Genomic DNA, 16,803 nt, shown 5'->3' with positions numbered 1-16,803 from the left:
GGCGTCACGGGGAAAGATCAACCGCAGTATCTCATCCGGCCGAGGCGGGGGAGGGGTCGGTGCGCCGCTGCTGTTTCGCGGCATACATGGCCGCGTCGGCCTCCTCCAGCGCCGCGGTGAAGCCCTGCTCGGGGGTGACCGAGGCCCAGCCGATGGAGGCGGTCACGCCGGCGGCCGCGAGTTCGAGATGCAGCCGGGTGGTGACGGCGTCGGCGCTGGCCCGGTCGCAGTGGGCCAGCAGCAGGCCGAACTCGTCACCGCCGAGGCGGGCGATCAGGTCGGTGTCGCGGATGACGCTTCGCGCGGCGCCGGCCGCGGCCTGCAGGTAGGTGTCGCCGGCCGCGTGACCGAGGGTGTCGTTGATCGTCTTCAACCGGTCGAGGTCGATCATCACGATCACGGTCGGGTCGGCGAGCCGCTGGTAGTGGGCCTGCCACTCGGCGATCCCGCGCTCCCAGGCGCGCCGGTTCGGCAGCCCGGTCAGCACGTCGGTGTCGGCGCTGAGCTGCTCGCGCAACAGCGCGTTGGTGGACCGGTTCTGCGCGCGGTCCGACGCCAGCGCGCCGGTGAGCAACCGGCCCAGCAGGGCGAGCAGCGGCTCCGCGTGCGCCATCCGCAGGTCACCGGTGTGGGTACGCGGATCGAGCCCGCAGATCGCGCCGAACAGCGAACCATCCGGCTCGGTGATGGCGGCGCCCGCGTAGGTGCCGATCTCCAAGGTGCTGTTGACACCGGCATTCGCGTACAGCGGGACGGCCTGGGCGTCGCGGGCGACCGCCGGCGCGCTTCCGGCGGCCATGTGCACGCAGAAGCTGTCTTCCCAGGCATGGCTCTGGCCCTGCCGTAGCCCGTACCCGTTGTCGGCGTCGAGGTACAGGTAGGTCTGCCTGCCGTTCTCCACCCGGGTGACCGACCAGAAAGCCAGGGGGATCTGCTCGTGCAGGTACTCCAGGACCAGCAGGGCGGCGTGCTCGAAAGCCGCGGCGGGTGGCAGCGGTGCGGCCGTACCGGCGTCCGCCGCGGGTTCGGGCCGCGGTGTCGCTTCCGCCCGCGGTTCGGCATCGGCGGCCGGCGGACGCTCGTCGGAACCGGCCACCGGCGCCTTGCGCGCATCCGCCGGCAGGGTGAACGTGAACCGCGATCCCGCACCGCTCGGATTGTCGGCCGCGGCGATGGTGCCGCCGTGCCGCTCCACGATGCGTTTGCAGATGCCGAGACCCAAACCCGTTCCCGTGTACGCGGCGCCGGGGTGCGCCCGGTGGAAGTTGTCGAAGATCCGGCCGTGCTGACCCGCCGGGATCCCGATGCCGTTGTCGTCGATGATCACCGTGACCATGCCGTCGGCGAGCTCGGTGTGGATGCGCAGCGCCGGGGTGACACCGGGCGCGGTGTACTTCACGGCATTGCTGATCAGGTTGTCGAGCAGCTGCCGGAGCAGGACCGCATCGGCGTACACCTGATGCAGTTCGTCGATCGCAAAGATCGGCGCGGGTTTGCCGGTGCTCTCGGCCTGGTCGATGCGGCCGGTGGCGATGTCCTCCGCGATCTCGCGCAGGTTGATCGGCGCGAAGGCCACGGTGGCGTCACGGGCGGTGGTGTACGCCAGCAGGTCCCTGATCAGGTTCCGCATCCGGACCGCGGCCCGGTCGATGCGGGCCAGCCCGTCGCGGGCCTCGGCGGCGTCGGGATGATCGGATTCGGCGAACGTGTCCGCCAGGGCCTCGGTCCAGCCCTCGACCGTGCTCAGCGGGTTGAGCAGGTCGTGGGCGACCACCCCGGCGAACGAGGCCAGCTCCCCGCGATGGCGGCGCTCGGCGGTGACGTCGTGGAAGACGGTCACCGCGCGGCGGGCGCCGTCCTTGTCGACGGGCAGGGTCCGGGAGCTGACGCTGAGGATACGGCCGTCCGGCACACCGGGGTTGCGGACCAGGATGTCGATGCCGCGGATCTCGCGCCCGGTCAGGGCGAGCCGGTGCGGCATCTCGTCGGGGTGCACCGGCGAGCCGTCCGGATGGAACAGCCCGTAGTAGTCCGGCTGCGCCACCTCACCGGAGGCGCTGGTCATCCCGCCCAGCAGGTGACGCACGGCGGGGTTGCGCAGCAGCAGGCGACCCTGTTCGTCGACCACGGTGAGCCCTTCGCTCAGCGAGTCGACGATGGTGTTCATCAGCTTGGCCTGGCCGATCGCGGCCTGCTGTGCGGTAAGCAGGTCGCTGACCAGGGCGATCCGTTCGTCGCGGCCCAGCGCCAGGGCCAGGCCCACCACGGCGATCATGCCGACGAACACCTGCGCGACCAGGGCCCGGGCGGCATGCGACTCGATCTGGGCGAACACGCCGTACCCGTTGAGGGTGAACAGCACGGCGACCGAGCCGAACAGCAGATCGTGCACCACCACGAAGGCGGTGTGCAGCCGCGAACCCGCCCAGACGGTCATCGCGATCACCGTGAACGCCAGCGGCAGGGACGTGTTCACCCCGAACACGGCGAAGTAGGCGCCGGCCGACAGGACCAGCACGGCCACGTACTCCAGCCGGCGCGGGGCGCTCACCGTCGACCAGGCCGCGTGCAGGTCCGCGCGGGACAGCTGGGGCAGGCGTACGCGTACCAGATGGCCCAGGCGCAGGCCGGTGGCGCCGATCAGCAGGATGCTGACGGTGTTGCGGGTGAGCCAGACCGCCGTCGCCGGCCAGGAGTAGTCGCCGTTGATCACCCAGACCCCGGTCGGCCCGATCAGCGCACCGCAGGCCGTGCTCAGAAACGCCGCCGCCGCGAGGGGCCACAGGTCACTGAGCCGGGCCAGCGGACGGTCACCGCCGCCGCCCCAGAGATGCGGCAGCCATCGGCGGAACAGGTAGACGAACAGCCAGGCCTGCGCCAGGTTCGCCACCACGAACCATTCGGCGAGCACGAGGGGCGCGCCGGTCGCCACGTTCACGAACACGGTCACCGCGCTGAGCGCGATGACGTCGAGGATCCGCCACGGCGACGACCACTGGGCCAGGAACCACACCGCCGAGACGCCCGCGGCCGGCCACACCAGGCTCAGGTTGGTGTCGTCCATGACGGTGAGCCGGCCGGCATAGGTGGCGGCCAGATACAGAGCAGCGAAACCGAGGGTGCGTCTCACCCGTGAGCGAATGTTCACGGCTCATCCCATCGATCCCGCAACGCCGTTTGCTGCTGTGCCGTCCCTGTAGTGGTCCTATCGGCGCGGATGGGCCGGGAATGAGCGCGGAGTTGCGCATAGCATGGGGTGTGGCGCATCCGAGGATGTTCGATGAGGCAGATCCGCTCCTGGGCCGGGTACGCGTGCTCGCGCTGGCCCTCCCCGACGCGGCCGAGAAGGTTTCGCACGGGCGTCCGGCGTTCTTCACCACCAAGGTCTTCGCCTATTACGGCGGGTCGGTGAAGGTCGACGGCGTCTATCGCCAGCACGAGCAGTCGGTCATGGTGCTGCCCGACCCGGACGAACGGGAGGCACTGCTGGGCGACGAGCGGTGTTTCGTGCCGGCGTACCTCGGCGTTTCCGGCTGGGTGGGCGTGGACCTGACCGAGGACAGCGACTGGCAGGAGATCGCCGAGCTGCTCGGCGCCAGTTACCGCCGCACGGCCGGTCCACGCCGGATCGCCGCGCTCGACGCCCGCTCCGCAGCCTCCTGAGGTGGGGCCGTGCCCGGCCCGGGGCATGTGTGCGACTTGTGTGCCACACCCGTTGCGGGTGTGGCCACACCCACGACGGGTGTGGCGCGATTTCGAGGTGTACGACCCGGGCGATGCCTACGTCTGCGCGCTTGCCGGGCCATCCGGGCGAGGCGGATCGAAGGTCAATGTCAGCGTGCTGCGGTAGGCGACCGACCTGTTCTCGGTGGCTGCCTCGTCGGCTGGTTCGGTGCTGCCTGCCCAGACCTTCAGCGCCCGATAGGCGAAGCCGTCCTGGTCGGCGGGCTCCGCTCGGAAGCTGACCCGCTGTCCCGGCGTCAGCTCGCGATAACCGTCCATGACGATGGCGGAGAAGGACACCCAGCAGCCGCCCGGCACGTCGGGACCATCGATGATGCCCCAGCCCTCGTCGGCGTTGAAGGCTCGTACCGTTCCCTCGCTCGTCATGAGCACAGTCTGTACGGAAACCGTCAGAGCCGGCCGATCAGGGTTTCGCCGATCGTGGTGATCAGGTCGTCGACGCGGTCGTCGGGGACGCCCTCCAGCTCGATGATGAGCCGGTCGACGCCCGTGTCGGCATATCGGCGGGCGGTGTCGAGGTCGGGGAGGCCGGTCGGTGTCAGGGTGATCTCCAGTTCGCCGAGCGCGGCCGGTCGCTGCTCGGTGCGGGTGGCCTCGGCCAGGGTGCGCTGCGCCTGTGCGGTCTCGTCGGGGTCCAGGCCCCACCCGTACCAGCCGTTCGCGGTCCGGGCCGCTCTGCGGTAGGCCGCGCGGGAGTGGCCGCCGACCAGGATCGGCGGGTGCGGTGACTGGACCGGCGACGGATGCTGCACGACACCGGCGTAGGAGGCGAACCGGCCGGTGAACGCGGGCTCGGCGGTCCACAGGGCGTGCATCGCCGCCAGGTATTCGTCGGTCCGGGCACCGCGTTCGGACAGTGCGACGCCCATGGCGTGCAGTTCCGGTTCGACGTAGCCCGCGCCGACGGCGACGGTCAGCCGGCCGCCGGACAGCACGTCCAGGGAGGTGAGCTGTTTGGCGAGCAGCACCGGCTGGCGTTGCGGGAGCACGATCAGCCCGACGCCGAGGCGGATCCGGCTGGTCACGGCGGCCAGGTAGGTCAGGGCGATCAACGCCTCCAGGCGGGGCGGGTTGCCCTCACCGGGCGGCAGCGCGATGTGGTCGCCGACCCAGAGCGACTCGAAACCGGACTGCTCGGCCAGCGCTGCCCGCCGGGCCAGGACGTCGGGCGCCACGTTGCGGTCGCGGTGCAGGCCGTACAGACCGAACTTCATCGGGTCCTGGCCTTCTCGATCTCGGCGGCCGCGTCCGGGGTGGTGCGGCCGTGGGCGGCCGGGCGGCCGCCGTACGGGTCCTGGTCGCTCCACAGGGTGGTCGGCGCGGCTTTGCGGACGACCGGGAGCACCTCGGCGGCGAGTCTTTCGAGCATCGCCAGCTGCTGCTCGTGCGGGATCATCGTGGGCAGGCTGAACGACTGCAGGTCGTGGCCGTACGCCTCGTGGAACCAGAGGATCTTCTCGGCGATCTGCTGCGGCGAGCCGACCAGGACCGGCCCGTGGGCGATGGCGTCGTCGATGGTCGCGAAGGTCATCGCGTTGCCGGGTGTGTGGTTCCCGGGCTGGTTGAAGTACGCGACGATCTTCTCGTAGGTCGGGCCGAACGCCTCCCGGGCCTGCTGGGTGGTGTCGGCGAGGAACAGGAATCCGGCGCCCGCGCCGACGTACGCCAAGCGCGGATCGTGACCGTGTCCGGCGTACTGCTGCCGGTAGTGGTCGATGAGAACGGTGTAGTTGTCGCGGGGCTGGATCGCGTTGGCCGAGAAGAGCGGGTCACCCCAGGTCGCGGCGAGCTCCGCCGAGGTCCGTGTGGTCGCCGAGCCGTGCCAGACGCGTGGGGCGCCGGCGTACGGCCGGGGCAGGCTGGTGACCTCGGTCAGCGGGTCCCGGAAACGGCCCTGCCAGGTGACGTTCTCCTCGCGCCACAGCCGGCGCAGCAGCTCGTACTTCTCGGCTAGGGCGTCCCACTGGTCGCCGTTGGTGATGCCGAACATCGGCAGTTGGCGCAGCTCGTTGCCCTTGCCGATCACCAGTTCGAGGCGGCCGCGGGAGAGCTGATCGACCGTGGCGTAATCCTCGGCGACCCGCAGCGGATCGTGGATCGACAGGACCGAGACCCCGGTCATGATCCGGACCCGGCTGGTGGTGGCGGCGACCGCGCCGAGCAGCACACCGACGCCGCTGGACAGGAACGCTCCGGCGTGCCGCTCGCCGATGGCGACAGCGTCGAAACCGAACTCCTCGGCGTACCGGGCCGAGGTCAGGGCCTGGGAGAACCGCTCGTCGGGCCGGACCTCGCGGCCGGTCACCGGGTTCGTCAGGTTCGGCAGGATGTCTAGGACCTGGAATTTCACGCGCTCTCCTCGGGGACGAGCAGATCCGGCTCGCCCGAGGATACTCGTCATCGCCGATAGGTGAAGAGGTGATACCGGCGTACCCGGAAGGGTGCGGGAGCGAACCGCTCAAGCGTGCGGAAACGGCCTATAGTCGACATCACAGCGTTTTCGCTGCTCCGGTCCCTGGTGGCGCATTCAGCTTCTTCGTGATGCCGGTCCAGGGAGCACCACCGATGAAACAGCCGAGCGTCGTTTGGGATCTGATCGGCGCCTACGGCCCGGACCTGGTCGAGTTGTGCCGGGCGGGCACCGCGTTGATGCCGGGCATCACCGGGATCGGCGTCTCGGCGGGCCCGCTGACAGCAGGCCCGCTCCTCGCCTCTCAGCCCGGCAACGCGACTCTGCTGACCCGGTTCAGCAGTGACCGGGCCAGCGCGCGGCTCGAATCCGCGCAGGAAACGCTCGGCGACGGTCCGTGCCGCGACGCCACCGCGACCCGCCAGCCGGTTCATGCCGCCGATCTGAACGACCCGTCGTGGCGGGCACGGTGGCCGCGGTTCACCCCCGCCGCCCTGGACGCGGGCGCGCGAGCGGTGTTCGCGCTGCCGCTGCACGCCGGCGGGGTTCGGTACGACGGCGCCGTCGACCTGTACCGGCGCACCCCGGGGGAGTTGCCCGCCGCTGACCAGGACGTCGCGGCGGCGTTCACCGGCGCGGCCGCCGAACTGCTCACCCTGGAACGGCACGGCCTGGACTGGAGCGGAGCGTTCGCCCGAGCCCGGATGGGCCAGGCCGCCATGACCGCCGCCGGTCCGGCGGACCTCGTACGTGACTGGACCGCCGCGTTACCGCTGGTCCGCTGGTTCGACGGCGGCGCGCTGCCCGGGTTGCGCCGGCGGATTCACACCATCGGCATCGTGCACGGCCTGGCCGGTCAGGACGCTCACCGATTGGTGCTGGCGGTGCACGAGGCGATGATCAACGTCGTCCACCACGGCGGCGGACGTGGCCAGTTGCTGCTGTGGCAGCGCGGCGGCCGGCTCTGGTGCGAGGTGAGCGACCACGGCCCCGGCATCGGCACCACCCTGCGGTCCAGCAGCGGCGCCACCGACCCGCCGCGGTCCCGAAACCGGCAGCGTCACCCGACCGGCCTCGAACTCATCGACCAGGCCTGCACCAGCCTGGACATCACCACCGACGGCACCGGCACCCGCCTGCGGCTCAGCCACGCGCTCGGGTCGTGAGGACGGCACTGGATATGGTCGATCCATGCTCGTCAAATGGATCACCTGCTGGGCATCGGACAGGGCGGCTTTCGATCAGGGCCAGCAGGCCTGGGCCGAGCTTCAGGGCGTTCCAGGATTTCGGGGCCAGGCCGGCGGCTGGGGCACCGGCACCGCGCAGATCTTCGGATTCTGGAGCGACCCCGACCGCTACCGGGCATTCATGGAACGCGACCACGACCGCATCGCGGCCACCCAGTCCGGCACGTTTGACCAGGTGCGCGCCCGCGTCTTCGACCACCGGCTCGACATCGGCGGCGGCTTCCCCGCCGACCTGACGGCGGTCGCCCTGGTGCGACTTGCCCACTGCCAGGTGCGCCCAGGCCGTCAAGACCACTTCGTGCGTACGCAGATAGAGGTTTGGAATCCGGGCATGACCGCGGTGTCCGGCATGTGCGGCGGTGTGGTCGCGCAGAGCGGCGACACCGAGTTCCTGGTCCTGTCAGCGTGGCGAACACCCGCCAACCACCAGCACTACCTCGACGAACACTTCGGCGCTCTGCGCGATCGAGCGGCGCTGACCACCGACCTCGCCGGCATCACCGGCGACGTGATCACCCTGGAGCCGGCCTGGACCGTCAGTGGCCGGCCGGTGCCCGAGATCTAGAGCCATTTGGTCAGGTTGAGCATGTTGCCGTCGGGGTCGAGAACGTGCGCGACGCGCTGCCCCCACGGCATGTCGTGGGGTTGTCCCGGCACCGTGCCACCGGCCGCCTCGACAGCGGGGAGCAGCGCGTCGACATCGTCGACGTCGGCGCTGAGAATGATCCGCACCGGCGCGCCGATCGTGGTGTCAGCCTCGTGCACGAGCCCGAGAGTGGTCGCGCCGATCCGCAGCTCGACATAGAACTCAGGGCCGTCCTCGGGTACGCGGAAGGTCTGCGTAGCACCGAGCACCGTCTCGTAGAAGGCGCGGAGCCGGGGCAGGTCGGGCGTACCGGCGATGGGCTGGATCGAGGTCATGAGGCTTCTCCCGGGTAGTGGTTTCGTGAGGTAGACCGCACGGCCTCACCAAACTCATCGACGCCTCGCCCAAGGCGTCTCCCGAGCATGGGGTGTAGCACCGAACTAGGCGTCGTCGGTGTCGAAGGCGGTGAGTAGCTGGTCGACGGCCTGGGCGGGGGTGAGGGAGCCGTCGAGGATGTGTTGCTCGACGGATTTGCCGGTGGTGCGGACCGCTGGGTTGGTGTCGAAGCGGGTCAGGATGGTTTCGCGGGCCATCGCCCACATCCAGCCGACCTGCTGGCGGCGGCGCTTCGCGGCGAAGGCGTTGTCCGGCTCCAGGCTTTCGCGGTGGGCGGTCAGCTGGGACCAGACGTCCTTCACGCCGGTGCCTTCGACCGCGCTGCAGGTCAGGACCGGCGTCACCCAGGATGACTCGCCGCCGCGCAGCAGGCGTAACGCGCCGGACAGCTCACGGGCCGCGCTCTTCGCCTCGGTGGCGTGCGGGCCGTCGGCTTTGTTGATGGTGATGACGTCGGCGAGTTCCAGGATGCCCTTCTTGATGCCCTGGAGCTGGTCGCCGGTGCGGGCCAGGGCCAGCAAGAGGAATGAGTCGACCATGTCGGCCACCGCCGTCTCGGACTGGCCGACGCCGACCGTCTCCACGATGACGATGTCGTATCCGGCTGCCTCGACGACGACGATGGCCTCGCGGGTGGCCTTGGCGACGCCGCCCAGGGTGCCGGCGGTGGGCGACGGGCGTACGAAAGCGGCCGGGTCCGCCGCGAGGCGTGACATCCGGGTCTTGTCGCCGAGGATGCTGCCTCGGGTACGCGTCGACGACGGGTCGACGGCCAGCACCGCAACCCGATGACCGGCAGCCGTCAGGTCGCTGCCGAGCGCGTCGATGAACGTCGACTTGCCGACGCCGGGCACACCGCTGATCCCGATCCGGTGTGACCGGCCGGCGTCCGGGGTGAGCAGTGCCAGCAGCTGCTGGGCCAGCACCTGGTGGTCGCGGCGGGTGGATTCGACCAGGGTGATGGCGCGGGCCACCCAGGCCGGCGTGCCGGCGCGGACACCCGCCGCCATCTCCTCGACGTCGACCGGAGGCCGGGCCATCACGCCGCGGCGGGGTGGCCGAGCCGGTCGGCCAGGTCGGCGAGCAGTTCGATCGCGGCGTCGGCGAGGACCGTGCCCGGTGCGAAGATCGCGGCGGCGCCGGCTTCGCGCAGCGCGTCGTAGTCCTGGGGCGGGATGACGCCACCGGCGATGATCACGATGTCCGGGCGGCCCTGGGCGGTGAGCTCGTCGCGCAACGCCGGGATCAGGGTGAGGTGTCCGGCGGCGAGGGAGTTGACGCCGACGATGTGCACGTCGGCTTCGATGGCCTGGCGGGCCACCTCGGCCGGGGTGGCGAACAGCGGGCCCACGTCGACGTCGAAGCCGAGGTCAGCGAACGCCGTCGCGACCACTTTCTGCCCTCGGTCGTGGCCGTCCTGGCCCATTTTGGCGACCAGGATGCGGGGCTGGCGGCCTTCGGCGTCGGCGAACGCGGCGGCTGCGGCCCGGGCCTGTTCGATGTTGGTCACCGTGCCTGCTTCCTGCCGGTAGACCCCGGAGATCGTACGAATGCGGGCGGTGTGCCGTCCGTAGACCTTCTCCAGAGCGTCGGAGATCTCGCCGACGGTGGCTTTCGCGCGGGCCGCGTCGACGGCGAGGGCGAGCAGGTTCGCTCCCGGTTCGCCGGCGGCGGCCCTGGTCAGGGCTTCGAGGGCGGACGTGCAGGCGTCCTGGTCGCGTTCGGCGCGCAGCCGGCGCAGTTTCTCGACCTGGCTGGCGCGCACGGCGGCGTTGTCGACCTTCAGGACGTCGATCGGCTGGTCGACGGCCGGCCGGTACTTGTTCACGCCGATGACGGGCTGGCGGCCGGAGTCGATGCGGGCCTGGGTGCGGGCGGCGGCCTCTTCGATGCGCATCTTGGGGATGCCTTCGTCGATGGCGCGGGCCATGCCACCGGCGGCTTCGACTTCGGTGATGTGTTCCCAGGCGCGGGCGGCGAGGTCGTGGGTGAGGCGTTCGACGTAGGCGCTGCCGCCCCACGGGTCGATGGCGCGGGTGGTGCCGGACTCCTGCTGGATGAGCAGCTGGGTGTTGCGGGCGATCCGGGCCGAGAAGTCCGTGGGAAGCGCGAGGGCTTCGTCGAGGGCGTTGGTGTGCAGCGACTGGGTGTGGCCCTGTGTCGCGGCCATCGCCTCGATACACGTACGCATGACGTTGTTGTAGACGTCCTGGGCGGTCAGCGACCAGCCGGAGGTCTGACAGTGCGCGCGCAGGCTCAGCGACCGTGGGTCTTTCGGCTCGAACTCGCGGACCAACCGAGCCCAGAGCAGCCGGCCGGCGCGGAGTTTCGCGACCTCCATGAAGAAGTTCATGCCGATGGCCCAGAAGAACGACAGCCTCGGGGCGAACGCGTCGACGTCGAGACCGGCCTTGCGGCCTGCGCGCAGGTACTCCACGCCGTCAGCGAGGGTGTACGCCAGCTCCAGGTCGGCGGTCGCTCCGGCTTCCTGGATGTGATAGCCGGAGATGGAGATCGAGTTGAAGCGGGGCATCCGCTGCGAGGTGAACGAGAAGATGTCGGAGATGATCCGCATCGACGGCTCGGGCGGGTAGATGTAGGTGTTGCGGACCATGAACTCTTTGAGGATGTCGTTCTGAATGGTCCCGGACAGCTGCTCCGGGGCGACACCCTGTTCCTCGGCGGCGACGATGTAGAGGGCGAGGATCGGCAGCACCGCGCCGTTCATCGTCATCGACACGCTCATCTTGTCCAGCGGGATGCCGTCGAACAGTTGCCGCATGTCGTAGATGGAGTCGATCGCCACCCCGGCCATGCCGACGTCGCCGGTGACCCGCGGGTGGTCGGAGTCGTAACCACGGTGGGTGGGCAGGTCGAACGCGACCGACAGGCCCTTCTGCCCGGCGGCCAGGTTGCGCCGGTAGAACGCGTTCGACTCCTCAGCGGTGGAGAAACCCGCGTACTGCCGGATCGTCCACGGCTGGTTCACGTACATCGTCGGGTACGGCCCGCGCAGATACGGCGCGATACCCGGATAGGAGTTCAAGGAGTCCAGGCCGGACAGGTCCGCGCCGGTGAACAGCGGCGGCACCGCGATGCCCTCCGGGGTGTGCCAGAGCAGGTCCTCGGCGGACTGGCCGGTCTCGGCGAGCACCGCGGCATGCCACGCCTTGTCGGCGCCCGGTGCCGGCGAGGCGGCGGTCAGTTTCGCGGTGGAGAAATCGGGGATCACTCCGGCACTCCCAGGTCAGCCAGTGTGGTGGTCAGCAACGCGACGGCGTCACCGCCGGCGAAAACGTACCCGTCGACGCCCGGGTAATCGCCGCGGCCGGCCAGCAGCACACGACTCGCACCGGCCGCCCGCAGCCGCTCGGCCAGCGGGCCGGCCTGCTCCGGGTACGCCTTGTCGGGCCCGCACACGCAGGCCACCGCCGAACCGGGTTCGGTGCTGACGGCGATGCCCCCGGCGGCGAACAGGTTGGTGGTGAACGTGACCCGGGGGCCGTGCGCCGCCGGTGAACCCAGCGTCGCCAGGTGCACGACCGGACGGCTGCCGGTCGCGGCCAGGTAGGCGTCACTGCGGTCGCGCAACCGCTCGTACGCCTCCGCGTACCGGTGCTGGGGCAGACCGCCGCCGACGGGTGTGGCAGCGGGCCGGCGCGCTGGGAGCTGCTCGCCCAGGTTGGGGAACTCGCTGACCCCGGTGATCGGGTTACGGCGGTGGGCTAGATCGGCCGCCCGTGCGTCCCAGGCCGCGGCCAGCCGGTCGGCGACGAGGCCGCTGTCGAGTGCGGCGGCGAGGCCACCGGCCCGTTCGATCTCGGTGAACCACTGCCAGGCGGCCTGCGCGAGCTGCTCGGTGTAACTCTCCACGTACCAGGACCCGCCCGCCGGGTCGAGGACCCGGGCGACGTGCGCCTCCTCGACGAGCAGGATCTGCGTGTTGCGGGCCAGCCGCCGGGAGAACGCGTCGGGCCGGCCGAGGCGTTGGTCGAACGGCAGGACCGTGACCGCGTCCGCACCGCCGACCCCGGCGGCGAAGGAGGCGATCGTGGTGCGCAGCAGGTTCACCCACGGGTCGCGGGCGGTCATCATCGCCGCCGAGGTCACCGCGTGCTGATGCTGCCCGCCGCTCTCAGCTTCCTCGGACAACTCGGCGACCCGGGCCCACAGCCGCCGGGCGGCGCGCAGCTTCGCGATGGTGGCGAACTGGTCGACGGTTGCCGCGTACCGGAACTCGATCTGGCTCAGCGCCGCGCGTACCGAAAGGCCGGCGCCGGTCAGCGCCCGCAGGTACGCGACCCCGGCCGCGACGGCGCAGCCGATTTCCTCCACCTCGGAGCCGCCGGCGTCGTGGTGGATCGTCGCGTCCACGGTGATCGCCCGCAGCCCGGGAGCGTCGGCGACACATCGGCCGGCCAGTGCGGCGGCGTCGGTCAGGGCGCCGGCGAGACCGGCGGTGTCACCCGTACGGGCGCGCCAGCCCAGGGGGTCGGCGCCGAAACCGCCGGAGGCCTTCCCCGGCTCGACGTCGCGGGCGGCGAGCAGGTCGAACCACGCGCGGGAGGCCGGAACGAAGGCGTCACCCGGGTCGAGGACCACCGCGGCCAGGTCCAGATACACCCCTTCGAGGGCGTCCGGCAGGGCGTCGGTCGGCAGCGCGCCGCTGCCGACGGCGAGCCAGACTGAGGTGGTGCCGTTCTCCAGGTCGCCGAGGACCGCCTCGCGGAGCTCTGCGGGCTCCGGTTCGGCGTAGCGCTGGCGGATGTCCCAGCCACCGGCCACGGCACCGGCGGCGCGGGCACCCCGGACGAATGGCTGCTGGCCGGGCAGGCCGATCTCCGGCGGTGACGCGGTGTCGGGGGTGTGCAGGGCCGCGACCGTCAGCCCGCCGTACGTGGCAGTGGCCAGCAGGTCGTCGACCTGCTCCAGGGTGGTGTCCTCGGTCGCGCCACCGGACCTGCGCAGCGCCGCGAGGGCGAGGCCCCGCCACTGCTCGGCGGTGGCGGCGGGAAAGTCCATCGACACGCTTCACCTTTCGTCAGCTCTCATCGTCCGGCAACCCTTAGCCCGGGACATTAGCGCGAGGAAAAAGTCACAGTCCGGCGAACCCGGTGCCACCCGAGGGGTTCTCGCTGCGCAAACTTGCCCACTGTGCACCGATGCTGAATGCTTGGCGGCACCATCCATTCACACCCCGGGAGAAACCGCGCGATGAGCGCAGCTACCACCACCGGCACCGAGCCGATGTCCCACCGGCGCATTCTCGAAGCGCTCAGCGGCCTGCTGCTGGTGCTCTTCATCGCCCTGCTCAGCAGCACGATCGTCTCGACCGCGCTCCCGAAGATCATCGGATCGCTGAACGGCTCGCAGACCCAGTACACCTGGGTCGTCACCGCGACCCTGCTCACCGCGACCGCGACCACCCCGATCTGGGGCAAGCTGTCCGACCTGTTCAACAAGAAGACGCTGATCCAGGTCAGCATCCTGATCTTCCTGGCCGGATCCATCATGGCCGGGCTGTCGCAGAGCGCCGGGCAGCTCATCGCCGCCCGCGCCTTCCAGGGCCTCGGCGTGGGCGGCCTGCAGGCGCTGGTCCAGGTGGCGATCGCCGCGATGATCCCGCCGCGCGAACGCGGCCGCTACAACGGGTACCTCGGCGGCGTGATGGCCCTCGCCACGGTCGGCGGCCCGCTGCTCGGCGGTCTCATCGTGGACACGTCATGGCTCGGCTGGCGCTGGTGCTTCTTCGTGGGCGTACCGGTCGCGCTCATCGCGCTGGTCCTGCTCCAGCTCACCCTCAACCTCCCGACCGTACGCCGGGACAACGTCAAGATCGATTACGTAGGCGCCACGCTGATCGCGGCCGGAGTCAGCGTCCTGCTCGTCTGGATCTCCTTCGTTGACGACACGTTCGCCTGGATCTCCTGGCAGAGCGCCGCCATGGTCGGCGGGGGAGTCGTGCTGCTCGCGCTCGCCGTCTGGGTCGAGTCGCGTGCCGCCGAGCCGGTCATCCCGCTGAACATCGTGCGGCAGCGGACCACCGCGCTGGCCATCCTCGGCAGCCTCGCCGTGGGCATGGCGATGTTCGGCGGCGCCGTCTTCCTCGGCCAGTACTTCCAGATCGGCCGCGGATACAGCCCCACCGAGGCGGGACTGCTCACCATCCCGATGATGGCCGGCGTACTGATCTCCTCGATCGTCAGCGGCCGGCTGATCACCAAGACCGGCCGGATCAAGCCGTACATCCTGGCCGGCTCGATCGTGCTGGTCGCCGGGTTCGGCATTCTCGGCACCATCGACCACGAGACCGCGCTCTGGTACGTCGGCGCGGGCATGTTCCTGGTCGGCGCCGGTGTCGGCATGTCGATGCAGAACCTGGTGCTGGTCGTGCAGAACACCGTGGCGCTCAAGGACATCGGCGCGGCCAGCGCGACTGTGGCGTTCTTCCGATCGCTCGGCGGCACGATCGGCATCGCGGTGCTCGGCGCGGTCCTGGCCCGCCGGGTCACCGACCAGATCACCAGCGATCTGGCGGCGGCCGGGGTGCCGGCGTCCAGCAGCGGCGGAACCAGCAGCCTGAACCTGAGCGCGCTGCCGGACCCGGTGCTGCACATCGTCCGGGCCGCGTACGGCGACGCGACCGGGCACATCTTCCTGATTTCCGCCGTCATCGGCGTTGTCGGTGTCATCGCCGCGGTGCTGCTGCCGCAGGTCACCCTGCGGACCAGCCTCGACCTGCCCGCCGCGGCCACTGATCCGGTCGCTGAACCGGCCGTTGACCAGCCGCCGACCCGCGGCTGACCAGGCGACACGACGAGGCGGCGGGGTCCGATCGGGTTCCGCCGCTTCGTCGCCTGCGTCACATCAGGGGTACGGATCCGGCCGGCGCGGAGCAGCCTGATCATCACGTGGTGGGCTTCGAAACGCGCGCCGGTTAACGCGTACCAAAGGAATTTGATCTTGAAGGTTGTCTCGCGCCGCCCAGGGCTGATTCTCGCCGTGCTCGCGGCCTCCGGCGTCGTGGTGTCGATCATGCAGACGATCGTGGTGCCGCTGCTGCCGTCGCTGCCGAGGCTCACGCAGAGTGAGCCGACCGATGTGAGCTGGCTGGTCACGATCGCGCTGCTGACCGGCGCTGTCTTCACGCCGCTGCTGGGTCGAGCAGGTGATATGTATGGAAAAAGACGGATTCTGCTGTCGGTCCTCGCTCTGTTGATCGTGGGGTCGTTGCTCTGTGCGGTGACTTCGCATCTGGCCGTGCTGATCACCGGGCGGGCGCTCCAGGGCGCGGCGCTCGCGGTGGTGCCGCTGGGGATGAGCATCCTGCGCGACGAACTGCCGCCGGAACGGGTGATCTCGTCGGCGGCCATCATGAGTTCGACGCTCGGTGTCGGCGCGGCGTTCGGTATCCCGGCGGCAGCGGCGGTCGTGCATTTCGCCGACTGGCACACGATGTTCTGGGTGTCCGGCGGGCTGAGTTTTGTTCTGTTGATCCTGGTTCGCCTGGTCGTGCCGGAGTCGCCGCAGCGCTCGCCGGGCCGCTTCGACGTCGTGGGCGCGGCCGGGCTCACCCTGATCCTGGTCAGCCTGCTCACCGCCGTGTCGAAGGGCTCGGCCTGGGGATGGGCGTCGCCTGTCACCCTGGTGCTCGTCGCCGTCGCCGTCGTGCTGACGCCGCTCTGGGGCTGGTATGAGCTGCGCGCCGCCGAACCCCTCGTCGATCTGCGCACCGCCGCTCGCCCGGCGGTGCTGTTCACGAACGTGGCCAGCCTGCTGGTGGGTTTCGCTTTCTACGCCAACTCACTCTCGACTGCCCAGCTCGTTCAAGAGCCACGATCCACCGGGTACGGGCAAGGGGCCTCGCTGATCGTGAGCGGTCTGTGTCTGATTCCCGGTGGACTCGCGATGGCCGTGCTGTCGCCGGTGTCCGGGCGGATCTCGAACCGGCGGGGGCCGCGGTTCACGCTGCTGGTGGCGTGTGTGGTGATGGTTGCGGGCTATGCCACCCGGATCGTCACCAGCCAGGCGCTGTGGACGATCGTTCTCGGCACGCTGTTCGTCGGGGCGGGGACGGCGCTGGCGTATTCGGCGCTGCCCAGCTTGATCATGCAGTCGGTGCCGGTGCGGGAGACCGCGGCGGCCAACGGGATCAACACGTTGATGCGGTCGATCGGGCAGGCGGTATGCAGTGCGGTGGTGGCGTCGGTGCTGGCCGGGGTGACGATGGCGGTTCCGGGTGGTGGGAGGGCGCCGGCGCTGAGCGCTTACCTGCTCGTGTTCGGGGTGGCGGGGGTGACGGCGCTGGCTGCCTTCGTGATCGCGATCTTCATCCCGGTGCGGGCGAGTCGCCGGTCGGGGCCGGCGGTTGCTGAGGCGTCGGAACTGGCGGCGACGCGGATCCCGACATGACCGGCCCG

13 protein-coding genes are annotated in these 16,803 nt (G+C 70.5%); 5 read left to right on the top strand and 8 right to left on the bottom strand.

The genetic code is table 11. From position 1 onward, the window contains the following. Positions 1 to 31 precede the first annotated feature (31 nt). On the bottom strand, positions 32 to 3,130 hold the full coding sequence (locus B0I29_RS31145) for a diguanylate cyclase domain-containing protein (protein ID WP_221403187.1): 3,099 nt from the start codon (positions 3,128 to 3,130) through the stop codon (positions 32 to 34). Positions 3,131 to 3,273: 143 nt separating this feature from the next. On the opposite strand from B0I29_RS31145, the gene B0I29_RS31140 reads away from it, so the two are divergent. Beyond that, the gene (locus tag B0I29_RS31140) at positions 3,274 to 3,663 is read left to right on the top strand and encodes an MmcQ/YjbR family DNA-binding protein (RefSeq protein ID WP_111652697.1); all 390 of its coding nucleotides are present in this window, start codon (positions 3,274 to 3,276) and stop codon (positions 3,661 to 3,663) included. Between the two features lie 117 nt (positions 3,664 to 3,780). Here B0I29_RS31140 and B0I29_RS47740 read toward each other — a convergent pair whose 3' ends face one another. The 3 genes from B0I29_RS47740 to B0I29_RS31125 are packed head-to-tail and all read right to left on the bottom strand — an operon-like array spanning position 3,781 to position 6,094. Continuing rightward, on the bottom strand, positions 3,781 to 4,110 hold the full coding sequence (locus B0I29_RS47740; protein ID WP_111652696.1) for a cold-shock protein: 330 nt from the start codon (positions 4,108 to 4,110) through the stop codon (positions 3,781 to 3,783). A 23-nt stretch (positions 4,111 to 4,133) separates the two neighbouring features. After that, the gene (locus B0I29_RS31130; RefSeq protein ID WP_111652695.1) at positions 4,134 to 4,958 is read right to left on the bottom strand and encodes a TIGR03619 family F420-dependent LLM class oxidoreductase; all 825 of its coding nucleotides are present in this window, start codon (positions 4,956 to 4,958) and stop codon (positions 4,134 to 4,136) included. Then, positions 4,955 to 6,094, bottom strand: coding sequence for an LLM class flavin-dependent oxidoreductase (locus B0I29_RS31125; RefSeq protein WP_111652694.1), 1,140 nt, complete (start codon positions 6,092 to 6,094; stop codon positions 4,955 to 4,957). Before B0I29_RS31125 ends, B0I29_RS31130 begins: the two co-directional genes overlap by 4 nt. A gap of 215 nt (positions 6,095 to 6,309) precedes the next feature. Between B0I29_RS31125 and B0I29_RS47005 the strand changes: the two genes are divergently transcribed. Beyond that, complete coding sequence (locus B0I29_RS47005; protein ID WP_245972856.1) at positions 6,310 to 7,320, top strand: ATP-binding protein; 1,011 nt, start codon at positions 6,310 to 6,312, stop codon at positions 7,318 to 7,320. A gap of 25 nt (positions 7,321 to 7,345) precedes the next feature. Further along, positions 7,346 to 7,966 carry a DUF4937 domain-containing protein gene (locus tag B0I29_RS31115; RefSeq protein WP_111652693.1) on the top strand — a complete coding sequence of 207 codons (621 nt, stop codon included), beginning with the start codon at positions 7,346 to 7,348 and terminating at the stop codon, positions 7,964 to 7,966. Here the strand turns inward: B0I29_RS31115 and B0I29_RS31110 are convergent. The 4 genes from B0I29_RS31110 to B0I29_RS31095 form a co-directional block, all read right to left on the bottom strand. Beyond that, complete coding sequence (locus tag B0I29_RS31110; protein WP_111652692.1) at positions 7,963 to 8,322, bottom strand: VOC family protein; 360 nt, start codon at positions 8,320 to 8,322, stop codon at positions 7,963 to 7,965. The genes B0I29_RS31115 and B0I29_RS31110 overlap by 4 nt on opposite strands. A 105-nt stretch (positions 8,323 to 8,427) precedes the next feature. Further along, positions 8,428 to 9,423: a methylmalonyl Co-A mutase-associated GTPase MeaB gene (gene meaB / locus B0I29_RS31105; protein WP_111652691.1), complete on the bottom strand. Its 996-nt coding sequence runs from the start codon at positions 9,421 to 9,423 to the stop codon at positions 8,428 to 8,430. Further along, positions 9,423 to 11,615 carry a methylmalonyl-CoA mutase gene (scpA, locus tag B0I29_RS31100; protein WP_111652690.1) on the bottom strand — a complete coding sequence of 731 codons (2,193 nt, stop codon included), beginning with the start codon at positions 11,613 to 11,615 and terminating at the stop codon, positions 9,423 to 9,425. The genes meaB and scpA overlap by 1 nt, the downstream gene beginning before the upstream one ends. Continuing rightward, a complete protein-coding gene (locus B0I29_RS31095) occupies positions 11,612 to 13,405 on the bottom strand; it encodes a methylmalonyl-CoA mutase family protein (protein ID WP_111652689.1) in 1,794 nt (597 codons plus the stop codon). The genes scpA and B0I29_RS31095 overlap by 4 nt, the downstream gene beginning before the upstream one ends. A gap of 192 nt (positions 13,406 to 13,597) precedes the next feature. On the opposite strand from B0I29_RS31095, the gene B0I29_RS31090 reads away from it, so the two are divergent. Further along, on the top strand, positions 13,598 to 15,187 hold the full coding sequence (locus tag B0I29_RS31090; RefSeq protein ID WP_111652688.1) for an MFS transporter: 1,590 nt from the start codon (positions 13,598 to 13,600) through the stop codon (positions 15,185 to 15,187). Positions 15,188 to 15,346: 159 nt separating this feature from the next. After that, positions 15,347 to 16,795, top strand: a complete 1,449-nt coding sequence (locus B0I29_RS31085; protein ID WP_220091451.1) for an MFS transporter — start codon at positions 15,347 to 15,349, stop codon at positions 16,793 to 16,795. Positions 16,796 to 16,803 lie beyond the last annotated feature (8 nt).

It is taken from the genome of Actinoplanes lutulentus (assembly GCF_003259845.1).
GTDB lineage: Bacteria > Actinomycetota > Actinomycetes > Mycobacteriales > Micromonosporaceae > Actinoplanes > Actinoplanes lutulentus.
The sequence above is the reverse complement of the archived record's forward strand: the minus strand, read 5'-3'. Positions and strand labels throughout refer to the sequence as shown.

Excerpts from the sequence above, each read along its gene's own strand:
- B0I29_RS31110 (WP_111652692.1), bottom strand. The coding sequence starts at position 8,322 with ATGACCTCGATCCAGCCCATCGCCGGTACGCCCGACCTGCCCCGGCTC.
- B0I29_RS31090 (WP_111652688.1), top strand. The coding sequence starts at position 13,598 with ATGAGCGCAGCTACCACCACCGGCACCGAGCCGATGTCCCACCGGCGC.
- B0I29_RS31140 (WP_111652697.1), top strand. The coding sequence starts at position 3,274 with ATGTTCGATGAGGCAGATCCGCTCCTGGGCCGGGTACGCGTGCTCGCG.
- B0I29_RS31130 (WP_111652695.1), bottom strand. The coding sequence starts at position 4,958 with ATGAAGTTCGGTCTGTACGGCCTGCACCGCGACCGCAACGTGGCGCCC.
- B0I29_RS31115 (WP_111652693.1), top strand. The coding sequence starts at position 7,346 with ATGCTCGTCAAATGGATCACCTGCTGGGCATCGGACAGGGCGGCTTTC.
- B0I29_RS47740 (WP_111652696.1), bottom strand. The coding sequence starts at position 4,110 with ATGACGAGCGAGGGAACGGTACGAGCCTTCAACGCCGACGAGGGCTGG.
- B0I29_RS47005 (WP_245972856.1), top strand. The coding sequence starts at position 6,310 with ATGAAACAGCCGAGCGTCGTTTGGGATCTGATCGGCGCCTACGGCCCG.
- B0I29_RS31095 (WP_111652689.1), bottom strand. The coding sequence starts at position 13,405 with ATGGACTTTCCCGCCGCCACCGCCGAGCAGTGGCGGGGCCTCGCCCTC.
- meaB (WP_111652691.1), bottom strand. The coding sequence starts at position 9,423 with ATGGCCCGGCCTCCGGTCGACGTCGAGGAGATGGCGGCGGGTGTCCGC.